General features: G+C 69.0%; 14 protein-coding genes and 2 pseudogenes. 13 read left to right on the top strand and 3 right to left on the bottom strand.

Annotated features, from left to right (window positions below):
* Positions 1 to 35: 35 nt before the first annotated feature.
* A complete protein-coding gene (locus tag ACSHT8_RS26340) occupies positions 36 to 1781 on the bottom strand; it encodes a S8 family peptidase (protein WP_436493582.1) in 1746 nt (581 codons plus the stop codon).
* 619 nt (positions 1782 to 2400) lie between these two features.
* Here ACSHT8_RS26340 and ACSHT8_RS26335 point away from each other — a divergent pair.
* The 9 genes and pseudogenes from ACSHT8_RS26335 (at position 2401) to ACSHT8_RS26295 (ending at position 12250) form a co-directional block, all read left to right on the top strand.
* Positions 2401 to 3312 carry an NADP-dependent oxidoreductase gene (locus ACSHT8_RS26335; RefSeq protein WP_436493581.1) on the top strand — a complete coding sequence of 304 codons (912 nt, stop codon included), beginning with the start codon at positions 2401 to 2403 and terminating at the stop codon, positions 3310 to 3312.
* Positions 3313 to 3357: 45 nt separating this feature from the next.
* Positions 3358 to 4209 (top strand): SDR family oxidoreductase, encoded by an 852-nt coding sequence (locus ACSHT8_RS26330; RefSeq protein ID WP_436493580.1) that lies wholly within the window; start codon positions 3358 to 3360, stop codon positions 4207 to 4209.
* Entirely contained in the window at positions 4206 to 5759 is a 1554-nt protein-coding gene (locus ACSHT8_RS26325) for a succinic semialdehyde dehydrogenase (RefSeq protein WP_436493579.1), read from the top strand. Before ACSHT8_RS26330 ends, ACSHT8_RS26325 begins: the two co-directional genes overlap by 4 nt.
* 187 nt (positions 5760 to 5946) lie before the next feature.
* The gene (locus ACSHT8_RS26320; protein WP_436493578.1) at positions 5947 to 7593 is read left to right on the top strand and encodes a M14 family metallopeptidase; all 1647 of its coding nucleotides are present in this window, start codon (positions 5947 to 5949) and stop codon (positions 7591 to 7593) included.
* A gap of 303 nt (positions 7594 to 7896) precedes the next feature.
* A pseudogene (locus ACSHT8_RS26315) lies at positions 7897 to 9138 on the top strand (M14 family metallopeptidase); the annotation flags it as partial.
* Positions 9115 to 9546 (top strand): proprotein convertase P-domain-containing protein, encoded by a 432-nt coding sequence (locus ACSHT8_RS26310; RefSeq protein WP_436502183.1) that lies wholly within the window; start codon positions 9115 to 9117, stop codon positions 9544 to 9546. The pseudogene ACSHT8_RS26315 and the gene ACSHT8_RS26310, both read left to right, overlap by 24 nt.
* A 187-nt stretch (positions 9547 to 9733) precedes the next feature.
* Positions 9734 to 10912 carry a trypsin-like serine protease gene (locus tag ACSHT8_RS26305; protein ID WP_436493577.1) on the top strand — a complete coding sequence of 393 codons (1179 nt, stop codon included), beginning with the start codon at positions 9734 to 9736 and terminating at the stop codon, positions 10910 to 10912.
* A 141-nt stretch (positions 10913 to 11053) separates the two neighbouring features.
* Positions 11054 to 11851 (top strand): annotated as a pseudogene (locus ACSHT8_RS26300) (S1 family peptidase); the annotation flags it as partial.
* Positions 11852 to 11956: 105 nt separating this feature from the next.
* On the top strand, positions 11957 to 12250 hold the full coding sequence (locus ACSHT8_RS26295) for a proprotein convertase P-domain-containing protein (RefSeq protein ID WP_436502182.1): 294 nt from the start codon (positions 11957 to 11959) through the stop codon (positions 12248 to 12250).
* 72 nt (positions 12251 to 12322) lie between these two features.
* Here ACSHT8_RS26295 and ACSHT8_RS26290 read toward each other — a convergent pair whose 3' ends face one another.
* Positions 12323 to 12706, bottom strand: a complete 384-nt coding sequence (locus ACSHT8_RS26290) for a DUF6578 domain-containing protein (protein ID WP_436493576.1) — start codon at positions 12704 to 12706, stop codon at positions 12323 to 12325.
* A gap of 169 nt (positions 12707 to 12875) precedes the next feature.
* Between ACSHT8_RS26290 and ACSHT8_RS26285 the strand changes: the two genes are divergently transcribed.
* The 3 genes from ACSHT8_RS26285 to ACSHT8_RS26275 all read left to right on the top strand — a co-directional run bounded on the left by ACSHT8_RS26285 (position 12876) and on the right by ACSHT8_RS26275 (position 18377).
* Positions 12876 to 14672 carry an AMP-dependent synthetase/ligase gene (locus ACSHT8_RS26285; RefSeq protein ID WP_436493575.1) on the top strand — a complete coding sequence of 599 codons (1797 nt, stop codon included), beginning with the start codon at positions 12876 to 12878 and terminating at the stop codon, positions 14670 to 14672.
* 69 nt (positions 14673 to 14741) lie between these two features.
* Complete coding sequence (locus ACSHT8_RS26280) at positions 14742 to 16433, top strand: substrate-binding and VWA domain-containing protein (RefSeq protein WP_436493574.1); 1692 nt, start codon at positions 14742 to 14744, stop codon at positions 16431 to 16433.
* Between the two features lie 117 nt (positions 16434 to 16550).
* A complete protein-coding gene (locus ACSHT8_RS26275) occupies positions 16551 to 18377 on the top strand; it encodes a hypothetical protein (RefSeq protein ID WP_436493573.1) in 1827 nt (608 codons plus the stop codon).
* Positions 18378 to 18471: 94 nt separating this feature from the next.
* On the opposite strand, the gene ACSHT8_RS26270 is transcribed toward ACSHT8_RS26275, so the two are convergent.
* Entirely contained in the window at positions 18472 to 19113 is a 642-nt protein-coding gene (locus tag ACSHT8_RS26270; RefSeq protein ID WP_436493572.1) for a hypothetical protein, read from the bottom strand.
* Between the two features lie 216 nt (positions 19114 to 19329).
* Here ACSHT8_RS26270 and ACSHT8_RS26265 point away from each other — a divergent pair, with 216 nt between their 5' ends.
* On the top strand, positions 19330 to 21018 hold the full coding sequence (locus ACSHT8_RS26265) for a substrate-binding and VWA domain-containing protein (RefSeq protein ID WP_436493571.1): 1689 nt from the start codon (positions 19330 to 19332) through the stop codon (positions 21016 to 21018).
* The last annotated feature ends 1 nt before the right edge of the window (position 21019 follow it).

The following is a 21019-nucleotide window of genomic DNA, read 5'->3' as shown; positions in this document are numbered from 1 at the left end:
CCCGCCGATCGACGGGAGGGCAAGGGTTCCAGGACTTACGCGATGTTCAACGACCACGAGTTGATGTAGCCCGAGTCGAACGAGTAGGCGTCGCGCACGCGCAGCTTGAACTCACCCGAGCTGGTCTCCGAGGACAGGTTGACCGTGTAGGTCTCGTTCACGTTGGCCGCGGCGTCGTCCGCCTTGGCCGCCTTGAGCGGGTACACCGAGCCGTCCGGCGCGACGAGCTCGATCACCAGGTCGCCGCGGTAGGTGTGGACGATGTTGACGGCGACCTTCGAGGTGGCCGACGGGGTCACGGTGCCGTTGGCGTTGACCGACGAGGTGACCGCGGTGTTGTTGTCGGTGATCTGGACGTCGGTGTCGTTGGACCACGACGTGCCGCCGGGCGGCGGAGTGCCGCCGGAGACGCACTTGGTCGCGTCGGGCAGACCGGCGCCGTAGTACTTCGGGTCGGTGTAGGTGCCCGAGCACTCCTTCATCTTCTTCTCGATGTCCTTGCCCTTGAGGCTCGGGAACGCCGACTTGATCAGCGCCGCGATGCCCGCCGCGTGCGGGGAGGCCATCGAGGTGCCGGTCATCTGCTGGTAGCCGCCGCTGACCGAGGTCGAGTTCACGTTCACGGCCGCGGCGGTGACGTCGACGGCGCCGTTGGTGTCGTAGTTCGAGCCGCTGTAGCGGTTGCCCTGCTGGTCGATGCCGGAGACGACGGTCGAGCCCTCGGCCTCCTGCGGCATCAGCGGGCAGCCGGTGACGGTGCGGTTCTTCGGCGTCGAGTCGTTCGGGCTCAGCGAGGTCGACCCCTTGTTGGAGTAGTCCTTGCTCTCGTTGCCCGCGGCGACCAGGTTGACGATGCCCGCGTTGCTGGCGTGGTTCACCGCGCGGCGCACGCCGACCTCGATGGCCTTGAGGTCGCCGTCGTTCTCGTTGGCGCACAGGCCGTACCAGGGGTCGGTCCAGTAGCTGTTGTTCGTCACGTCCACGCCGACCTCGACGGCGTACATGAACGCGCAGACCGTGTTCTCCGGGAAGAACAGCTCGGCGGCGGGCTCGGCGACGCGGATCGAGGCGATCTTGGCCCCGGGCGCGACACCGACGATGCCGCCGTTGTCCTTGGCCGCGGCGACCGAACCGGCCACGTGCGTGCCGTGGCCGCTGGAGCCGACGCTGCGCCACGCGCCCGACCGCTTGTCGACCTTGCCGTAGGCGCAGGACGCCGACTTCGACGCGTCGAAGTTGGGCGCCAGGTCCTTGTGCTGGTCGTTGACGCCGGTGTCGAGGATGGCGACGGTGGCGCCGCTGCCGTTCGCGGTGGCCCATGCCTGGTCGGCCTTGAGCTGCTTGACGTCCCAGCCGACGGCCTCGGTGCCCAGGTTCTGGCCCGCGTTGTTGCTCGGGATCGGCGGGTTGTCGGCGTTGGTCGGCACGTCGGTGGTGCGGGTGGCACCGACGTACTGCACGCCGGACACCGCGCGCACCTTGGACTTGAAGTCGGCGGCCGTCGAGTGGGCGACGATGACGCCGATCGCGTCCCACGAGTTCCACACGGTGCCGCCGCTGTTGGTGACGGCGGACTTGCCCGCCGCGACGTTGGCGGGGTCGGTGATGACGAAGTACGCGCGCGTGCCGGTCGGGATGGCCGCGGCCGACGCGGCGGCGGCCGGACCAGCCGCGCCCGCCGGTGCCGCCATCGCGATCCCCGCGGGCGTCACCACCAGTCCGAACGCGATGGCCGCGGCCACGGCGGAGCGCCGCAGCCGGGTGTTTGAGCGCAGGAACACGGATTCCTCCGAACAACTCAGGGGGCGTCCGCGCCGGACGGCGCGGTACAGGGTGGCCCCAGGTGCACTGCCGATAATGCGCATTCCCGGTCGCGTGAACCATGCCCAGAAGGTATCTGGGGGGCAAATTGCCCCGACCGGTCCATAAACTCTGAAATCGCCCTTTCGGTAATATGGGAAAACGGGGAGGCCGCCCCCTGCGTGGAACGGCCTCCCCGCTGTATCAATCGCGGCGGCGCTATCCTGTCCCCCGCATCCGGGCAGGTCAGCGCATGTCCGGTGCCGCAGGACATGGTCACCGCGATAGGAATGCCGCGTGTGTGAGGACCGCGCGGCTTGGTTTGTCAGTTGCCCCAGCGGGAAGGGAGACGAGGGCGTGGGCGTCTCCCTTCCCGCTCTGTCGACGACGCCGCCGAGGTTTATTCGGCGGCATCGCCACATCCATTAGCACCACCCGAGTTCTTCGGGCGGGCGGACCGCATTTGCAGGGTGTGCGATCCGCCACGGACAACGATGCTGGGCGGGCCGGACCGGAACAACCCAGGGAGCACTACGTAGCCCTACCTATCTTTTGCGGCCACTTGACCTCGACCAATCTGGAGGTACGAGCATCGACCCCATGGCGACAGTGATCAGGTTCAGCGAGTTCGGCGGCCCGGAGGTGCTCACCGCGCACGAGGTCGACGACCCGGTGCCCGGCCCGGGCGAGGCACGGGTGCGGGTGCGGGCGGCGGGGGTGAACCCGGTCGACGCCCGCATCCGGCGCGGACAGCTGACCGCGGTGGTCGAGGTCCGGTTCCCGCAGGGCCTGGGCAACGAGTTCGCGGGCGTGGTCGACCGCGTCGGCCCCGGCGTCGCGTTCCGCGAGGGCGACGAGGTGCTCGGGTTCACCAACGCGCGGGCGTACACCGACGTGCTCACCGTGCCCGCCGACCAGCTGATCGCCAAGCCGCGCGGCCTCGCCTGGGATGTCGCGGGATCGCTGTCGGCGGTGTCGCAGACCGCCTACAACGCCTTGCGCCACCTGCGGGTCGGCGAGGGCGACACCGTGCTCATCCACGCGGCCGCGGGCGGCGTGGGCACCATCGCGACCCAGCTCGCCGTCCTCTGGGGCGCGCGCGTCATCGGCACGGCCAGCGAACGCAACCACGCGTACCTGCGCTCTCTCGGCGCCATCCCGGTGGCCTATGGCGACGGGCTCGCCGAGCGGGTCCGCGCGCTGGGCCCGGTCGACGCGGCGCTGGACGCCGTGGGCGGCCCCGCGCTCGATGTCTCGCTCGGCGTGGTGGCCGACCGGACCCGGATCGGGACCATCGCCGACCACGCCAGGGGTCGCGCGCTCGGCGTGCCGCCGATGACCTGGACCCGGTCGACCGAGACGCTGCGGCTGCTGGCCGCTCTGCACGCCGACCGCACGCTGACGATGCCGGTCGCGTCCTACGCGCTCGCCAACGTCGTGGCCGCGCACCGGGAGCTCGACGCGGGTCATGTGCGCGGGAAGCTCGTGCTCACCCCTGGCACTCGAAAGTAGAACGCGTTACGTTTTTCCGGCGGGCTCGATGACGAGGAGCGGCCGATGGCAGCACACGCACGTCCACTGATGGGCAAGGTCGCCGTGGTCACCGGTGGCGCCCGGGGCATCGGGGCGGCCATCGCGGCCGAGTTGGTGCGGGCCGGGGTCAAGGTGGTGATCGGCGACCTCGACGGGGACTTGGCGAAGCAGACCGCCGAGAGCCTCGGGGCCACGGGACTGCGGCTCGACGTGTCCGACCGGCCGGGGTTCACCGCGTTCCTCGACCACGTCGACGCCGAGGTCGGACCGGTGGACGTGCTGGTCAACAACGCCGGGATCATGCCGATCGGGCTGATCGAGGACGAGTCGGACCAGGTCACGCAGGCCCAGCTCGCGGTCAACCTGCACGCGGTCATCCACGGCACCCGCGAGGCCGTGCGCCGGATGCGGCCGCGCGCCACCGGGCACGTCGTCAACGTCGCGTCCGTGGCGGGCAAGCTGCCCGTCGCGGCGGGGGCCACCTACTGCGCGACGAAGTTCGCCGTCGTGGGGTTCACCGAGGCCGTGCGGCAGGAGACGCGGGGCTCGGGGGTCGAGGTGTCCTGCGTGCTCCCCGGGATCGTGCGCACCGAACTCGCGGCCGGGCTCAACGACAGCAAGGGCATCAAGGTGGTCACCCCGCAGGACGTCGCCGCGGCCGTGGTGGACGTGCTGCGCCACCCGAAGCCCGAGGTGTTCGTGCCCAAGTCGGCGGGCAGGGCACTGCGTTCGGCCGCGTTCTTCCCGCGCGGCCTGGCGGAGTGGATCGGCCGCAAGACCGGCGCCGAGCGCCTCTTCCTCGACGCCGCCGGGTCCGCCGACCGGCGGGCCTACGAGCAGCGTGCCGCCCACAGCGCCCCAGGAGAGCAAGCGTGACCCTGCCCGCGAGCATCACCCCCGAGCTGATCGCCCGCCTGTCCCGGCACGTGGCCGCCTCGACTGACGCGACCGTGTCCACCGTCGAGGTGTTCACCGGCGCGACCCTGGCGACGCTGCCGTGCTCCACCGAACAGGACGTCGCCGACGCCGTGGCGGCCGCGCGAGGGCCGCAGGCCGCTTGGGCCGCGGTGGACCCGCAGGAGCGGATGGCCGTGTTCGCGCGCTTCCACAAGCTCGTGCTCGACAACCGCGACACCATCGCCGACCTGATCCAGGCCGAGACCGGCAAGGCCCGCCGCTACGCCTTCGAGGACCTCATCGAACCGGCGATCACCACCGCGCACTACCTGAAGGCGGCGCCGCGGCTGCTCCGGCCGCGCAAGCGCAAAGGGATGATGCCCTTCGCGATCCAGACCACCGAGCTGCGCGTGCCCAAGGGTGTCGTCGGGATCATCTCGCCGTGGAACTTCCCCTTCGCGCTGGGGATCTCCGACTCCATCCCCGCGCTGATGGCCGGGAACGCCGTGGTCCTCAAGCCCGACACCCAGACCGCGCTCAGCCCCCTGTTCGGCGTCGACCTGCTCTACCGCGCCGGCCTGCCTGACGGCCTGATCACCGTGGTCATCGGCGACGGCCCGACCGTCGGCGGCGCCCTGGTCGACAGCGCCGACTACGTCGGGTTCACCGGCTCCACCCGCACCGGCGCCGAGGTGGGCGCCAAGGCCACCGGCAGGCTCATCGGCTGCTCGCTGGAACTCGGCGGCAAGAACCCGATGGTCGTGCTCGACGACGCCGACTTGGATGTGGCCGTCGCGGGCGCGGTGACCAGCGCGTTCGCCAACACCGGCCAGCTCTGCATGCACATCGAGCGGGTCTACGCCCACGAGTCGGTCTACGACGCGTTCGTCCGGAAATTCGTCGAGAAGACGGGAAAGCTGAAGCTCGGCGCGGGCTATGACTACAAGAACGACGTGGGCTCGCTGATCTCCACCCGCCAGCGCAAGGCCGTCGCCGAGCACGTGGACGACGCCCGGGCCAAGGGCGCCACCGTCCACATCGGAGGCGCGGCCCGCGACGACCTCGGCCCCGCGTTCTACGAGCCGACCGTCCTCACCGGCGTCACCCCGGACATGCTGTGCCACGCCCAGGAGACCTTCGGCCCCGTGGTGGCGATCTACCCGGTCCGCGACGACGACGAGGCCGTGGCGCTGGCCAACGACACCGCCTACGGCCTCAACGCGAGCGTCTACGGCCGCGACCTGGCCAGGGCCAAGGCGGTCGGGGCTCGGCTGCGCGCGGGCACGGTGAACATCAACGACGGCCACGCCGCGGCCTACGCCAGCATCGACGCGCCGATGGGCGGCATGGGCCGCTCCGGCCTCGGCCGCCGCCACGGCGTCGAGGGCCTGCTGAAATACACCGAATCGCAGAACCTGTCCGTGCAGCGGATCCAGGTCATCCCGCCGCCCAAGGGAATCCCGTACGGCCGGTACACCTCGATCATGGCGCGATCGCTGCGGCTGCTGCGAAAGCTCGGTGTGCGCTGAATTCTGTGTATTGCGATGTGAACGAACGGGAACCGCCCGCTCTTGTCCACACCTGATCACCGATGGATATTCGTCACGCACGATCCGGACCAAAGGCAGGTCGTGAGGGCGCCCAGCACGGGTTCGACCCGCCGGTCCGGTGACCTCCAGTGCCCGGATGGTCCGGCACTCCTTGCAGGAGGCAAGCGTGAATCGCAAACTTCTCTCCATGACGACGGCGGCCGTGGCCGCTTTCGCCTTGGTCGTCACGATGAGCGGGAATCCCGCCACGGGCGAGTTCGCCGCCCAGAGCGCCCGCGCGTCCGCCGAGTACCTCGTCAGCGGGGTCCGGACAGCCCAAGAGCGCAGCGCGATCGCGGCCACCGGCGCGGCGGTCAACGGCACCGACGACAGCAGGCTGCAGATCAGCGCGACACCGGGCGAGGTCGCCAAGATCCGCGCGCTGGGCTACCGGGTCGACCCCGACGCCGCGCCGGTCCAGACGCAGGGCACCGCCGCCCCGGCGGACTTCCCGAGCCAGGACTCCAACTACCACAACTATTCCGAGATGGTCGCCAACATCGACAAGGCGGTGGCGGACCACCCGGGCATCATCTCCAAGCAGGTCTACGGGAAGTCCTATCAGAACCGCGACCTGATCGCGGTCAAGATCTCCGACAACGTCGGCACCGACGAGAACGAGCCGGAGGCGATGTTCAACGCGCACCAGCACGCGCGTGAGCACCTGACCGTCGAGATGGCGCTGTACCTGATCAACACCCTGACCGACGGCTACTCGACAGACAGCCGGATCAAGGGACTCGTGGACTCCCGCGAGATCTGGATCCTGCCCAACGTCAACCCCGACGGCGGCGAGTTCGACATCTCCACCGGCAGCTACCAGATGTGGCGCAAGAACCGGCAGCCGAACTCGGGATCGTCCAACGTGGGCACCGACCTCAACCGCAACTGGTCCTACAAGTGGGGCTGCTGCGGCGGATCCTCCGGCGACACCGGCTCGGAGACCTACCGTGGCCCGTCGGCCGAGTCGTCGCCCGAGGTCAAGGCGATCGTCAACTTCGTGGCCGGGCGCGTGGTCGGCGGCGTGCAGCAGATCACCGTGGGCATCGATTTCCACACCTACGGCGAGCTGATCCTGTGGCCCTATGGCTACACCTACAACGACACCGACCCCGGCCTGAGCTCCGAGGAGCAGCAGATCTTCTCGACCATGGGCCGCGGGATGGCGCAGAAGAACAACTACACCCCGCAGCAGGCGTCGGACCTCTACATCACCGACGGCTCGATCCTCGACTACCTGTGGAGCAAGTACAAGATCTACGCCTACACCTACGAGATGTACGGCAACGGCACCTTCTACCCCGGTGACGAGATCATCCCCGCGCAGACCTCGCGCAACAAGGAGTCGGTGCTCTACCTGCTCGACTACGCCGACTGCCCGAAGCGCGCCATCGGCGGCACCTGCGGCACCACCCCGCCGCCCCCCGGCAAGGTCTTCGAGAACGCCAACAACGTCAACATCCCCGACGCGGGCGCCGCGGTGACCAGCGACGTCGCGGTGAGCGGCCTCTCGGGCAACGCTGGATCGCTCAAGGTCGACGTCGACATCAAGCACACGTGGCGCGGTGACCTCGTCATCGATCTCGTCGCCCCCGACGGTTCCACCTACCGGCTGAAGAACTCGGCAGGCAACGACTCGGCGGACAACGTGCTCGCGACGTACACAGTGGACGCTTCCAGTGAGGCGGCCAACGGCACCTGGAAGCTCAAGGTCCAGGACATCGCCCGCTACGACACCGGCTACATCGACAACTTCAAGCTCACGTTCCCGTAATCCGCCGGCAACAGAGGCGTCCCGGGCGGGCACTCCCGCCTGCTCGGGACGCGTCCGTTCCGGAGGCCGCGCGGCGGGCGAGGTTAAGCAAGTGTGAAAGAAACGGGAACGACGACCTTCATTCGTAGCCTTGTGATGGCTGTCTCCACCAGTGGATATTCGACTGGTCATACCGGACAGATGGGGCGTGAGGGCACCCTCTCGGGTTTCGCCCCGCTGGCCGAACAAGTCAACACCCTCCAGTGCCGGAACGGCCGGCACTCCTTGCAGGAGGCACGCGTGAATCGCAAACGCCTGTCCGTCATGGTGGGGGCGCTCGCCGCCTTCGCCGTGGTCGCCTCGATGAACGGCAGTTCCGCGGGCGGAGAACAGTCCGCGCAGAACACCCGGGCATCGGCCGAGTACCACGTCACCGGGGTCAAGACCGCCCAGCAGCGCAGCGCCATCGCGGCGACCGGCGCGGCGGTCAACGGCACCGAGGACTCCCGACTGCTGATCACGGCCACCCCGGCCGAGGTCGCCAAGATCCGCGCCCAGGGCTTCACCGTCGAGGCCGAGGCGGCCCCCGCGGTCACCCAGGGCACGCAGGGCGCCAACGGGGTCAACGACTTCCCGAGCAGCGACGCCAACTACCACAACTACGCGGAGATGGTCTCCGTACTCAACACCGCGGTGGCGAACTACCCGAGCATCATCTCCAAGCAGGTGATCGGCAAGTCCTACGAGAACCGCGACATCCTCGCGTTCAAGATCTCGGACAACGTCGCCACCGACGAGAACGAGCCCGAGGTCCTGTTCACCCACCACCAGCACGCGCGTGAGCACCTGACCGTCGAGATGGCGATCTACCTGGTGAAGACCTTCACCCAGGGCTACGCCACCGACACCCGGATCAAGGGCCTCGTCGACTCCCGCGAGATCTGGATCCTGCCCGACGTCAACCCCGACGGCGGCGAGTTCGACATCGCGACCGGCTCCTACCGCAGCTGGCGCAAGAACCGGCAGCCGAACGCGGGCTCGTCCTACGTCGGCACCGACATGAACCGCAACTGGGACTACAAGTGGGGCTGCTGTGGCGGCTCCTCTGGCAGCACCAGCTCCGAGACCTACCGCGGCACGGCGCCCGAGTCGGCCAAGGAGGTCAAGGTCCTCGCCGACTTCGTCCGCAGCCGCGTCGTGGGCGGCGTGCAGCAGATCAGCGTCGGCATCGACTTCCACACCTACAGCGAGCTCGTGCTCTGGCCGTTCGGCTGGACCTACGACAACACCGCGCCCGGCCTGACCGCCGAGGAGGAGCGGATCTTCCGCACCATGGGCACCGCGATGGCCCAGACCAACGGCTACACCCCGCAGCAGTCCTCCGACCTGTACATCACCGACGGGTCGATCGACGACTACCTGTGGGGCGTGCACAAGATCTGGGGCTACACCTTCGAGATGTTCCCGACCGGCGCCGGTGGCGGCGGCTTCTACCCCGGTGACGAGATCATCGACCGCGAGACCTCGCGCAACAAGGCGGCCGTGCTCTACCTGCTCGACTACGCCGACTGCCCGAAGCGCTCCATCGGCCTGACCTGCGACGGCACCCCGCCGCCGCCCCCGGGCAAGGTCTTCGAGAACGCCAACAACGTCACCATCCCCGACTCCCCCGGCGCCGCGGTGTTCAGCGACGTGGTCGTCTCCGGTGTCACGGGCAACGCCCCGGCGACGCTGAAGGTCGACGTCGACATCAAGCACACCTGGCGCGGTGACCTGGTCGTCGACCTGATCGCCCCGGACGGCTCGGCCTACCGGCTGAAGAACTCCTCGTCCAACGACTCGGCGGACAACGTGATCGCGACGTACACGGTCAACGCCTCCACCGAGGTCGCCAACGGCACCTGGCGGCTGAAGGTCCAGGACGTGGCGCGCTACGACACCGGCTACATCGACAACTTCAAGCTCACCTTCTAGAAACGAACGGCGAGTCCCCGCAGCACCGTGACGTGCCCCGGGTCGATGCACCACTTCGGCCCGGGGCACCTCCATACCGGGGCGCCGTTCCCCATTGACGGCCACCAGTCCCAGGTGGTTGGCAAGTAAACAACAACGCGGCCCGCTCCTCCCTGTGATCTGCGGACGGGCCACGGAAGGATCCAAAGTGCGAAAGTTCCTGTTCAAGGCGAGCCTCATGGCAGCGGGCCTCGCCACCGCTCTCGCGGCCACGGCGGCCCACGCGGCCGCCGCGCCGCCCCCGTCGGAACCCGGCGACATCACCCCGCAGGTCGTCGGCGGCACCCTGGCCGCCAAGGGCGACTACCCGTGGCTGGTGCACCTGTCGATGGGCTGCGGCGGCGCCATGTACACCGAGCAGCTCGTGCTCACCGCGGCGCACTGCCTCGACGGCACCGGCCCGGACACCAGCATCGGCGTCATCTACGGCGTCGTCGACCGCCAGGACCCGGCCCGGATCACCCGCACGTCGACCTACGTGCACTCCGCGCCCGGCTTCACCGGCGTGACCACCGGCAAGGACTGGGCGCTGGTCAAGCTGAACAGCCCGATCGTCGGGGCGGCGACCCTGCCGATCGCGACGACGACGGCCTACAACAACGGCACGTTCGACATCATGGGCTGGGGTGGCACGTCCGAGGGCGGCAACTCCGTCAACCGCTACGCCAGCAAGGCCCAGGTGCCGTTCGTGGACGACACGGCGTGCAGCGCGCAGGCGTCCTACCCGAACCTGGTCAAGTCCGACATGCTCTGCGCGGGCTACAAGGCGGGCGGCGTCGACACCTGCCAGGGCGACTCGGGCGGCCCGATGGTCCGCCGTGACGCCAACAACAACTGGATCCAGGTCGGCATCGTGTCCTGGGGCTCCGGCTGCGCCCGGCCCGACAAGTACGGCATCTACACCGAGGTGAGCACCTTCGCCGCGGCCATCGCCGCGGCGGCGGCCGAGCTCGGCGGCGGCACCCCGCCCCCGCCCGGCGGCAAGGTCTTCGAGAACGCCAACAACGTCAACATCGCCGACGCGGGCGCCGCGGTCACCAGCTCCATCGCGGTCACCGGCGTGACGGGCAACGCCCCGTCGACCCTCAAGGTCGATGTCGACATCAAGCACACCTGGCGCGGTGACCTCGTCATCGACCTGGTGGCCCCGGACGGCACCGCCTACCGGCTGAAGAACTCGTCGTCGAACGACTCGGCCGACAACGTGATCGCCACCTACACGGTCAACGCCTCGACCGAGGTCGCCAACGGCACCTGGAAGCTCAAGGTCCAGGACGTCGCGCGTTACGACACCGGCTACATCGACAGCTGGAAGCTCACGTTCTGAGCTGATCGCTGAGTCACGTGTCTGATCAGCCCCGGGGCGGGACCGCGTCCCGCCCCGGGGCACCACGAACGAACCGGGTCACCCTGACAGCCCGGTTTGGCACCACAACCCGCATCAGTGGTCGTGTGAAAGGACTCGAACGTGATCGAGCGCAACTGGGTGAGGAAGTTACGCAAGACACTGCTGGTCGCCGTGGGCACGGCGGCCATGGTCGGCACCGCAACCGGGCACGCCTTGGCCACCCCGCCGCCGTCCGAGCCGGGCGACGTCAGCCCGCAGGTCGTCGGTGGCACCCCGGCCGCCCAGGGTGAATACCCGTGGATGGTCCGGCTGTCGATGGGCTGCGGCGGCGCGATGTACTCCGAGCAGGTCGTCCTGACCGCCGCGCACTGCGTCAGCGGCACCGGCAACAACACCTCGATCACCGCGACCTACGGCGTGGTCGACCTGCAGAGCCCGAACCGGGTGACCAGGACCTCGTCCTACGTCTACAAGAACCCGGGCTACTCGACCTCCGCGGGCGGCGACTGGGCGATGATCAAGCTGTCCAGCCCGATCACCGGCGCGGCCACCCTGCCGATCGCGATGACCAGCGCCTACGACAACGGCACGTTCGATGTCATGGGCTGGGGTTCGGCCTCCGAGGGCGGCGCGCAGCAGCGCTACCTGCTCAAGGCCCAGGTCCCGTTCGTCAGCGACGCCACCTGCAAGGCATCCGGCGGCAGCTACGCCAACCTGATCGACGCCGTCGAGATCTGCGCCGGTCTGCCCGAGGGCGGCGTCGACACCTGCCAGGGCGACTCCGGCGGCCCGATGGTCCGCCGCGACGCCAACAACAACTGGATCCAGGTCGGCATCGTCTCGTGGGGCGAAGGCTGTGCCCGCCCGAACAAGTACGGCGTGTACGCCCAGGTCAGCGCCCTGTCCGCGGCGATCAAGGCCAAGGGTGACGAACTCGGCGGCACCCCGCCGCCGCCCCCGCCGCCCGGCAAGTACTTCGAGAACCTGAACAACGTCAGCATCCCCGACTCCCCCGGCGCCGCGGTGTTCAGCAACCTCGCCGTTTCCGGCGTCACCGGCAACGCCCCGTCCACGCTGAAGGTCGGCGTCGACATCAAGCACACCTGGCGCGGCGACCTCGTCATCGACCTGGTGGCACCGGACGGCTCGCTGTACCGGTTGAAGAACTCGTCATCGAACGACTCGGCCGACAACGTGATCGCGACCTACACGGTCAACGCCTCGACCGAGGTCGCGAACGGCACGTGGAAGCTGAAGGTCCAGGACGTCGCCCGGTACGACACCGGCTACATCGACGCGTTCAACCTGACCTTCTGATCGGTTACTGACAGACCCTGCTCCACGCGATAGCCGCAGGCCCCGTTCCCCCGGACGGGGCCTGCGGTCTGTTCAGGGGAAGGGATCGATCTCGACGAGGTAGCCGTCGAAGGACTCGGCGGCGTCGCCCACCTCGGTCCCGTCGGCCCAGCGCACCGGCGTCAGCCTGCCGGTTCCCGGGATCCGATGGGCCGACCTCGTCCGCGGATCGACCTCGACGCGGCTGGTGAGGGCCTGGATGAAGGTCACCACGCCGCGGGTGACCGGGGTGCCGGGCTCGGCGCCGTCGTGGTGTTCCTCGCTGAACTCCGGCTCGGCGACCTCCGCGCCGACCAGTTCCCCCAGGTCGAAGGGCAGATCGGCGGGCGTCAGCGTCCAGGCGACCGTGTCGCCGACTTGGAACGGGTCGCCGCAGCACTCCATCTGCCACGCTTCGTAGAACACCTGGATGGCCACGGCACCAGTATCAGCGGATAGGCGCCGGGGATGTACCGATTTGTCATCATCCTCTAGCCGTCAGAAGGTGTGACAGGCAAGATACCGACAAAGTTACCGATAGGTAGCCGTCCGGGTCAGTGCCGGTGACCTGGACGTGTGCCGCGGTGTGTGCCCGGAGGAGTAGCTCATGCCCGAGTTCGCCGTCCCTGCTGTCGCGGTGCGAGAAGAGGCGGGCGGCCTGGCCGACCTGATCTACACCAACGCCAAGGAAGCGCCCAACGGCGTCGCCTTCCGGCGCAAGGACGGTGGGCAGTGGCGCGACGTCACCTGGACCCAGTTCGTCGCCGAGGTCGACGACGTGGCCAAGGGCCTGGTCGGGGCCGGGGTCGGCGCGGGTGACCGGGTCGCGATCCTGGCCGCGACGCGCTACGAGTGGACGCTGCTCGACTTCGCCATCTGGGCCGCGGGCGCGGTGCCGGTGCCGATCTACGTGACCTCCTCGGCCGAGCAGATCCAGTGGATCCTGTCCGACTCGGGCGCGGTCGCCGCGATCGTCGAGACCGACGAGCACCTCGGCAGGCTGGAGAGCGTGCGGGAGAGCCTGCCCGCGCTGGCCAACGTGTGGCAGATCGAGAAGGGCGCGATCGACGCGATCGTCGCCGCGGGCGCCGACACCGACGTCGCCGAGATCGCCTCGCGGCGGGCGGCGGTCCAGAAGTCCGACGTCGCCACGATCATCTACACCTCGGGCACCACCGGGCAGCCCAAGGGCTGCGTGCTGTCGCACGCCAACTTCTTCGCCGAGTGCGCGGGCGCCACCGACGTGCTCGCCCCGCTGTTCCACGGCCTCGGCAGCACCGAGGACGCCACAACCCTGCTGTTCCTGCCGGTCGCGCACGTGTTCGGGCGGATGGTCGAGGTCGGCTGCGTGTACGCGCGCGCCACCATGGGCCACGGGCCGGACGTGAAGAAGCTGCTGGAGGACCTCGGCACGTTCCAGCCGACGTTCATCCTGTCGGTGCCGTACGTGCTGGAGAAGGTCTACAACGGCGCGCGGCAGAAGGCGCACGCGGCGGGCAAGGGCAAGATCTTCGACGCCGCCGCGGCCACCGCGATCGCCTACAGCGAGGCCGAGGGCAAGGCCGGGCTGGGCCTGAAGATCAAGCACGCGGTGTTCGACAAGCTCGTCTACAGCAAGCTGCGCGCCGCGATGGGCGGCAAGGCGAAGTATGCGATCTCCGGCGGCGCCGCCCTGGGCCTTCGGCTCACGCACTTCTTCCGCGGCATCGGCCTGGTGGTGCTGGAGGGCTACGGCCTGACCGAGACCACCGCGGCGTCGACGGTGAACGCGCCGACGAACTTCAAGGCGGGCACGGTCGGGCTGCCGCTGCCGGGCACCACGGTCAAGATCGCCGAGGACGGCGAGATCCTGATCAAGGGCGGCGTCGTGTTCGAGGGCTACTGGAACAACGAGGCCGCGACCAACGAGGCGATCAAGGACGGCTGGTTCGCCACCGGCGACATCGGCTCGCTCGACTCCGACGGCTTCCTGAAGATCACCGGCCGCAAGAAGGAGATCCTGGTGACCAGCGGCGGCAAGAACGTCGCCCCCGCCGTCATCGAGGACCGCATCGCCTCGCACCCGCTGGTCGCCCAGGCCATGGTCGTCGGCGACGGCCAGAAGTACATCGCCGCGCTGATCACCGTCGACCCCGAGTACTTCACCTACTGGAAGACCACGGTCGACAAGCCCGCCAACGCCAGCGTCGCCGACCTGGTCGACGACCCGGACCTGGTCGCCGAGGTGCAGAAGGCGGTTGATGAGGGCAACCAGGCGGTGTCGACGGCCGAGTCGGTCCGCAAGTTCCGCATCCTCGCCGCCGAGTTCACCCCGGAGACCGGCCACCTGACCCCGTCGCTGAAGCTCAAGCGCCGCGTGATCATGAAGGACTTCGGTGCGGAGGTCGACAGCCTGTACTCCTAGGTCACCCGATCGGCCCAATCCGGCCTACGCTCACGGGTACTGACCAGCACCAACGGAAGGCGCGGCGCCATGGGACGGCACTCAACGGCGAAGGCCGGACCGGGCCTGCGCTCGCCGGTTGTCCTGCTGGCCGTGCTGTTGGTGCTGGCCCTGCTCGGCTGGTTCGGGTACGGCTTCGTCAAGGACCGGCTGGGCGGCAGCGACTGCGACCAGACGACCGTCCTGCAGGTGACCGCCGCCCCGGAGGTCACCGGGATCGTCGACGCGGCCGCCAAGCGCACCGCCGAGGCCGACGCCGCGGAGTGCCTCCGAGTCGCGGTCACCAGCCGCGACTCGGCGGCCACCGCGGAGTCCCTCGCCCTGTCCGACGGCTCGGAACTGCCCGACGTCTGGGTCCCCGAGTCAACTCTGTGGCTCCAGCGCGCCCAGGACAAGGGCGCGTGGAACACCCCGGTTCAGGGAACGTCGATCGCGTCGTCGCCGGTCGTCCTCGCCCTCACCGAGGACACCGCGACGGCACTCGGCTGGCCGGGCAAACAGCCGACCTGGGCTGATGTGCTGGGCCCGGACGCGGCCAACGTCCCGATCGGCCTCCCCGACCCGGCCCGAGACCCGGTCGGCGTCTCCCTGCTGTACGGCGTCCGCGGCCTGACCGCGACTGCCCCAGACCAGGCGGCGGCCATGACCGGGCTACTCCGGCGTCTGTCGGCCAACACGCTTCCCGCCGCGGCGGACCTGTTCACCCGGCTTCCGGGCGGGACCAGCTCGGAGCCGTTGGGGGCGTTTCCCACTTCGGAGAACACGTTGCTGCGGCACAACGTGAAGGGCTCGGAGGCGCCGCTGGTCGCTTCCTACGCCGATCCCGCGGTGCCGTCGCTGGACTACCCGTACACGGTGCTCCCCAAGGCGACCGACGCCAAGCGCACGTTCGCGCAGCGGTTCCTCACCCGGCTGTTGGACCCGTCGTCGGTCAATTCGTTCGCCGACGCGGGATTCCGCGCGCCGGACGGGAAGGCGTTGCGGGACCGTTCGCAGGACAAGCGGACCTCGGCGGCTCCTGTTGACCAGGTGGCGCTTCCGGTGGCTACTGAGGTGGACCAGCTGCTGAATCAGTGGGCTGGGGTGAACCTGAGTTCCCGGATGCAGGTGCTGTTGGACGTTTCGGGCTCGATGAACCAGCCGGTGCCGGGGACTGGGTTGAACCGGATGGCTGTGACTTTGAAGGCGGCGGAGCTGGGGATTGGACTGTTCCGGCCGACGTCGAAGTTTGGGATGTGGCTGTTCTCCACCAATTTGGATGGGGACAAGGACTACACGGAGCTGCTGCCGGTCGCGACGGTGACTGATCAGTTGGCCGGCGGCGCGCTGGACAAGCTGCGCGGCGTCAAGGCGATCGAGGGCGGGGCTACTGGGCTGTACGACAGCGTGTTGGCGGCTTACCAGTCAGCCCGGGCGAATTGGGAGCCTGGGCGGATCAATGTGGTTGTCGTTCTGACCGATGGGAAGAACGAGGACCCGAATGGGATCAATCGGGAGCAACTGCTCGCGGAGCTGGCCAAGCTTCAGGACCCACGCAGGCCGCTGGTCATCGTCGGAATCGGCATCGGCCCGGACATCGATGTCGCGGAACTGGACGCGATCTCCAAGGCGACAGGCGGCCAAGCCTTCACCACACCTGACCCGACCAAGATCGGCGAGATCTTCTACGCGGCACTGAGCAAGCTCCTGTGCCAGCCGCCCACCTGCAAGCCGGGCTCTTGACTGGCCTTTCCGTGCTGCGAACGTTGCCTTCCTGCGTTGGTCGTGCGACGTGCAGGCGTATCTGCTAGTTCATACTGAGCCCCACAGGTCGGGGGGCTACGTGAACTGGGGGCTTCCTTGACCGTCGTCGATCGACCATCCGGCAAACACAAGAGCGCCCCCCAACGGGCCCTGACCATCCGCCTGCCGTCCCTGCTCGGCTGGGCCGCCCTGGTCCTGGGCGCAGCCCCCTTCGCCTACCACCTCTGGTTCCTGGCAGGCGGATACTTCGCCCACGACGACTTCCTGATGACCTACCTGGCCGACCGCTCCGGCCCTCTGGACCCCGGCTACCTCTTCCAGAACTACAACGGCCACATCGTCCCCGGCGTCTTCGTCCTGGTCTGGGTCGTCACCGCCCTGGCGCCGTTGAACTTCATCGTCGCCATGGTTCCGTTGGTGCTGATCCACATAGCCGCGTTGGTCGTGTTCTGGCGCCTGCTTGTCCGCTGTTTCGGCCCCCGCCGCGCCCTGTTGATGCCGTTCGGCGTCGTGGCCGCATCCCCCCTGATCCTCGCGTCAACCCTCTGGTGGGCCTACGCCGCGCAGCTGCTTCCCCTGCTGCTGGCGATGTTCGCCGCTCTCTACTGTCAGGTCGGGTATGTCCGGACCGGGCGACGGCGGGACGCGGTCCTCACCTTGATCTGGACCGCCGTAGGCATGGCGTTCTTCGAGAAGGCGGCGCTCTTCATCGGGCTCCTCTTCGGACTGACGGTCCTGCTCTCCGCCGAGCGCGGGCTCAAAGCGCTGGCCTCGGCTTGGCGAACCCACCGCAAGCTCTGGATCGCCCACATCGCCCTGTTGACCGGGTACGCCATCCTCTACTTCGGACTCGCGAGTCCGCCGGTCCACGAGACCGCGATCAGTGGCAGCAGCGTCCTCACGCTGGCCAGGCTGATGGCGATCGACACCCTCTTCACGCCGCTGCTCGGGTTCCCCGTGGTCACCTCGGGCGCCGACGGCTCACCGGCCCTCAACGAGCCCGTTGCCGCCGTGCGGATTCTGGGGTCGCTGCTCACCGTCGCCATCCTTGTCGGGGGTGTGCTGATCGGGCGGACGCGGGCGGCCTACGCCTGGGTGCTGCTGGCGGGCTACCTGGCCGTGGACATCACGCTGGTGGCGCTCGCCCGGATGCCGTTGATCGGGCCGCTCATCGGGCTCGACATCCGCTACATCGCCGACGCCGTTCCCGTGTTGGCGCTGTGTGCGGCCTTCGCCTATCTGACGCCGATGACGGCTGACGGTGTGCGGCCCGCGGCCATCCCCGGGCGGGCGTTGCGGGTGGGGCTGGTGGCGGCGACCGCCGTCATGCTCGCGGGTGCGACCGTGAGCGCGGCGCGGATCTCGCCGAATCTGCAGTTCGCCGGGGCCAAGGCGTACGTCGCCACGGCCAGGGCGGCGTTGCAGCGGGACCCGGAGATGGTCCTCTACGACTCGCACGTGCCCAACAGCGTGATGGTCTACTGGTTCGGCGACCAGGGGCGGGTCTCCCGCACGATCGGTCTCCTTCCCGGGCCGCCGAGGTTCGACGAGCCGACGGCGAAGATCTACATGCTCGACGGCAAGGGGATGCCCCGCGAGGTGACCGGCGTCGTCAACACCGTCGTCGGCAAGCCCGGGCCGGTGGAGGGGTGCGGCTACCCGGTCGCCGACCAGACCATCGTGGTACCGCTGTCGGGGCCGGTGAAGGGCAAGCGGCTCATCCGGCTGGAGTACTACACCAACGCCGCGGGGCTGGTCACGATCAACGCGGGCACCCGGTCGTTCACCCTCCAGCTACAGGAAGGTGTGCACCTGTTGCAATTGGTGACCGACACCGAATTCGATCGAATCGACTTGAAACGCGCGCCGGGCTCGGTCGCGGCGTGCTTCGTCGGCGTGGTGATCGGCGAACCGCTCGTATAATTGTCGCGGCGAACAATAGCTATTGTTCTGTCCGACAATGGCTCGGCCGGTCCGCCGAATTCGTTGGACCGGCCGAGCCACGTCAGCTTGTCGACTACGGCGCGTTCTGGCCCGCCGGGATGGCCGCGATGGTGGCCGCGCCCGGGGTGAAGGTCAGGTCCATCTTGTTGCCGGGGCCCGACATCATCGACGTGATCACCGGGGTCAGCAGGCCGCACTTGGTGAAGCTCGGGATGGCGAACTCGCCGGTGAGGCCCATCGGCTTGAACAGGTCGATCGGGGTCGTGTTGGTCAGCGTCGAGACCGAGTCGGCCGAGGTGGTGCAGCCCGCCGGGACCAGGTTCAGGTTGGGCAGGAAGTCCACGCTGAGCTTGATGATCTGCAGCCGAAAGTAGCGGTTGACCTGTACCTTTCCGTCCACGATCCCGCCGTCGAGGGGCTTGGTGGCCACCTGCCGGACGATCGCGGTGTAGGGCACGGCGTTGAGGAGTTTGCCCTTGGAGACGAGGTCGGGGATGGTCGTCTCGCCGGTCAGCTTCCAGTCGGCGAGGTCGATCTGGCCGACGAACTTGGCGCCCGGCGGGATGGGGACACTCAGGCCGGGCTTGGCGATCGTCGTGGTCCCGGTGATGCTCCAGGTGAGCGGGATGATCGGGTCGGCGGAGGCGGCGGGGGCGAGCGCCACACCGATGGCCGCGGCGAGTGGCAGCGCGAGGGAACGGATCAGTGCACGCATGCGAGATGACCTCATTCATGGGTGAGAGCCGGAGTCCGGCCGGATTCCGAGGCGGACCTACTGGCCGGTAGTCATCGACATTACCCACGAGTCACATAAAGTCAACAATCGATTTCGCAACCACCGGCCCGGTATTACTGCGAATGGCCTATACCCTCGATTGTGCGGCTACCAGCGGGTATCTTTCAGCAAAAGCCGACGAGGTGAGGAGCAAGGATGGGGCGTCACTCGCCCAGATCCGGCCGGGCGGCCCACCGGTCACCGGTGCTGGTCCTGAGCCTGCTCCTCGTCGTGGCGCTCGTCGGCTGGCTGAGCTTCACCGTGCTGCGCGACAAGCTGGGCGCGTCGGACTGCGACTCGGTGGTCGCGCTGTCGGTGGCCGCGGCGCCGGACATCGCCGCCGTGCTGACCCAGGTCGGCAAGGACACCAGGGAGAGCGGCGAGGAGTGCTACGACGTTCGGGTCACCGCACGCGAGTCGGCCGCGGTCGCCGAGGCGCTGGCGGTGTCCGACGGCACCGACCCGCCGGACGTGTGGGTGCCCGAGTCGGCGATGTGGCTGCAGCGCGCGCAATCCAACGGCGCCTGGCAGACGCCGGTGAAGGGCACGTCGATCGCGTCGTCGCCGGTCGTGATGGCTGTGGCCGACGACGTCGCGGGCCAGTTCGGCTGGCCCGCCACGCGGCCGTCGTGGGCGCAGCTGCTCGGCTCGGAGGTCGTCGTCGGCGCGCTCGGCTTCCCCGACCCGGCGCGCGACCCGGTGGGCACCGCGACGCTGTTCGCCATCGCCGAGCCCGCGGGCGGCGACGCCGCGGCGCTGACCTCGACCATGCGCAAGCTCTCGGCCAACACCGTGGCGCAGGCATCCGAGCTGTTCCTGCGGCTGCCTGGCTCGGCCGGCAACCTGCCGCCGCTGTCGGCCTTCCCGACCTCGGAGACCGCGCTGCTGCGGCACAACGTCAAGCAGAGCCCGACCAAGCTCGTCGCCGTCTACGCCGACCCGCCGCCGCCGTCGCTGGACTATCCGTTCGTCGTGCTGCCCAGCGCGAGCGAGGAGAAGCGCGCGGCGGCCGAGCGGTTCCTGACCAGGATGCTGGGCAGCGGCGCCACGCAGCTGCTCGGCTCGGCCGGGTTCCGCGGCCCCGACGGCGCCGCGCTGCGCGACCGGTCGCAGGACAAGCGCGTCGTCGCCGACACGCTGCCGCCCGTCCCGCTGCCCGACAGCGGCGAGGTCGACCGGGTGCTCAACGAGTGGGCCGGGGTGAACCTCAGCGCCCGCGTCCAGGTGCTGCTCGACGTGTCCGGGTCGATGGCCGAACCGGTGCCCGGCAGCGGCAAGACCAGGATGGCCGTCACCCTCGACGCCGCCGAGCTGGGCATCCGGCTGTTCAAGCCGACGACGAAGATCGGGCTGTGGATCTTCTCCACGAACCTCGACGGCGACAAGGACTACCGGGAGATGCTGCCGGTCAAGCCCGTCGCCGAGCACCTGGCGAACAACGGCATCGCCACCGTGCGCGGCATCGAGAAGCAGACCAAGGGCGCGACCGGCCTCTACGACAGCACGCTGGCCGCCTACCGGGTCGCCAGGCAGAACTGGGAGCCCGGCCGGATCAACCTCGTCATCGTCATGACCGACGGCAAGAACGAGGACCCCAAGGGCATCACCCGCGAGCAGCTGCTCGCCGAACTCGGCGGGCTGGTCGACCCCAAGCGGCCCATCCCGATCATCGGGATCGGCGTGGGTCCCGACATCGACGTCGCCGAGCTGAAGGCCATCACCGGCGCCACCGGCGGCGAGACCTTCAGCACCCCAGACCCGACCAAGATCATCGACGTGTTCTACAGCGCGTTGAGCAAGCTCCTCTGCCAGCCACCGGCGTGCAAGCCCACGCCAGGAAACTGAT

This window comes from Actinokineospora sp. HUAS TT18, assembly GCF_051364635.1.
Classification (GTDB): domain Bacteria; phylum Actinomycetota; class Actinomycetes; order Mycobacteriales; family Pseudonocardiaceae; genus Actinokineospora.
Note: the sequence above shows the minus strand (reverse complement) of the source record. Positions and strands in the feature narration are given on the sequence as shown.

Coding starts and splice junctions, on each gene's coding strand:
- ACSHT8_RS26270 (WP_436493572.1), bottom strand. CDS start 19,113: ATGCGTGCACTGATCCGTTCCCTCGCGCTGCCACTCGCCGCGGCCATC.
- ACSHT8_RS26335 (WP_436493581.1), top strand. CDS start 2,401: ATGGCGACAGTGATCAGGTTCAGCGAGTTCGGCGGCCCGGAGGTGCTC.
- ACSHT8_RS26265 (WP_436493571.1), top strand. CDS start 19,330: ATGGGGCGTCACTCGCCCAGATCCGGCCGGGCGGCCCACCGGTCACCG.
- ACSHT8_RS26330 (WP_436493580.1), top strand. CDS start 3,358: ATGGCAGCACACGCACGTCCACTGATGGGCAAGGTCGCCGTGGTCACC.
- ACSHT8_RS26285 (WP_436493575.1), top strand. CDS start 12,876: ATGCCCGAGTTCGCCGTCCCTGCTGTCGCGGTGCGAGAAGAGGCGGGC.
- ACSHT8_RS26280 (WP_436493574.1), top strand. CDS start 14,742: ATGGGACGGCACTCAACGGCGAAGGCCGGACCGGGCCTGCGCTCGCCG.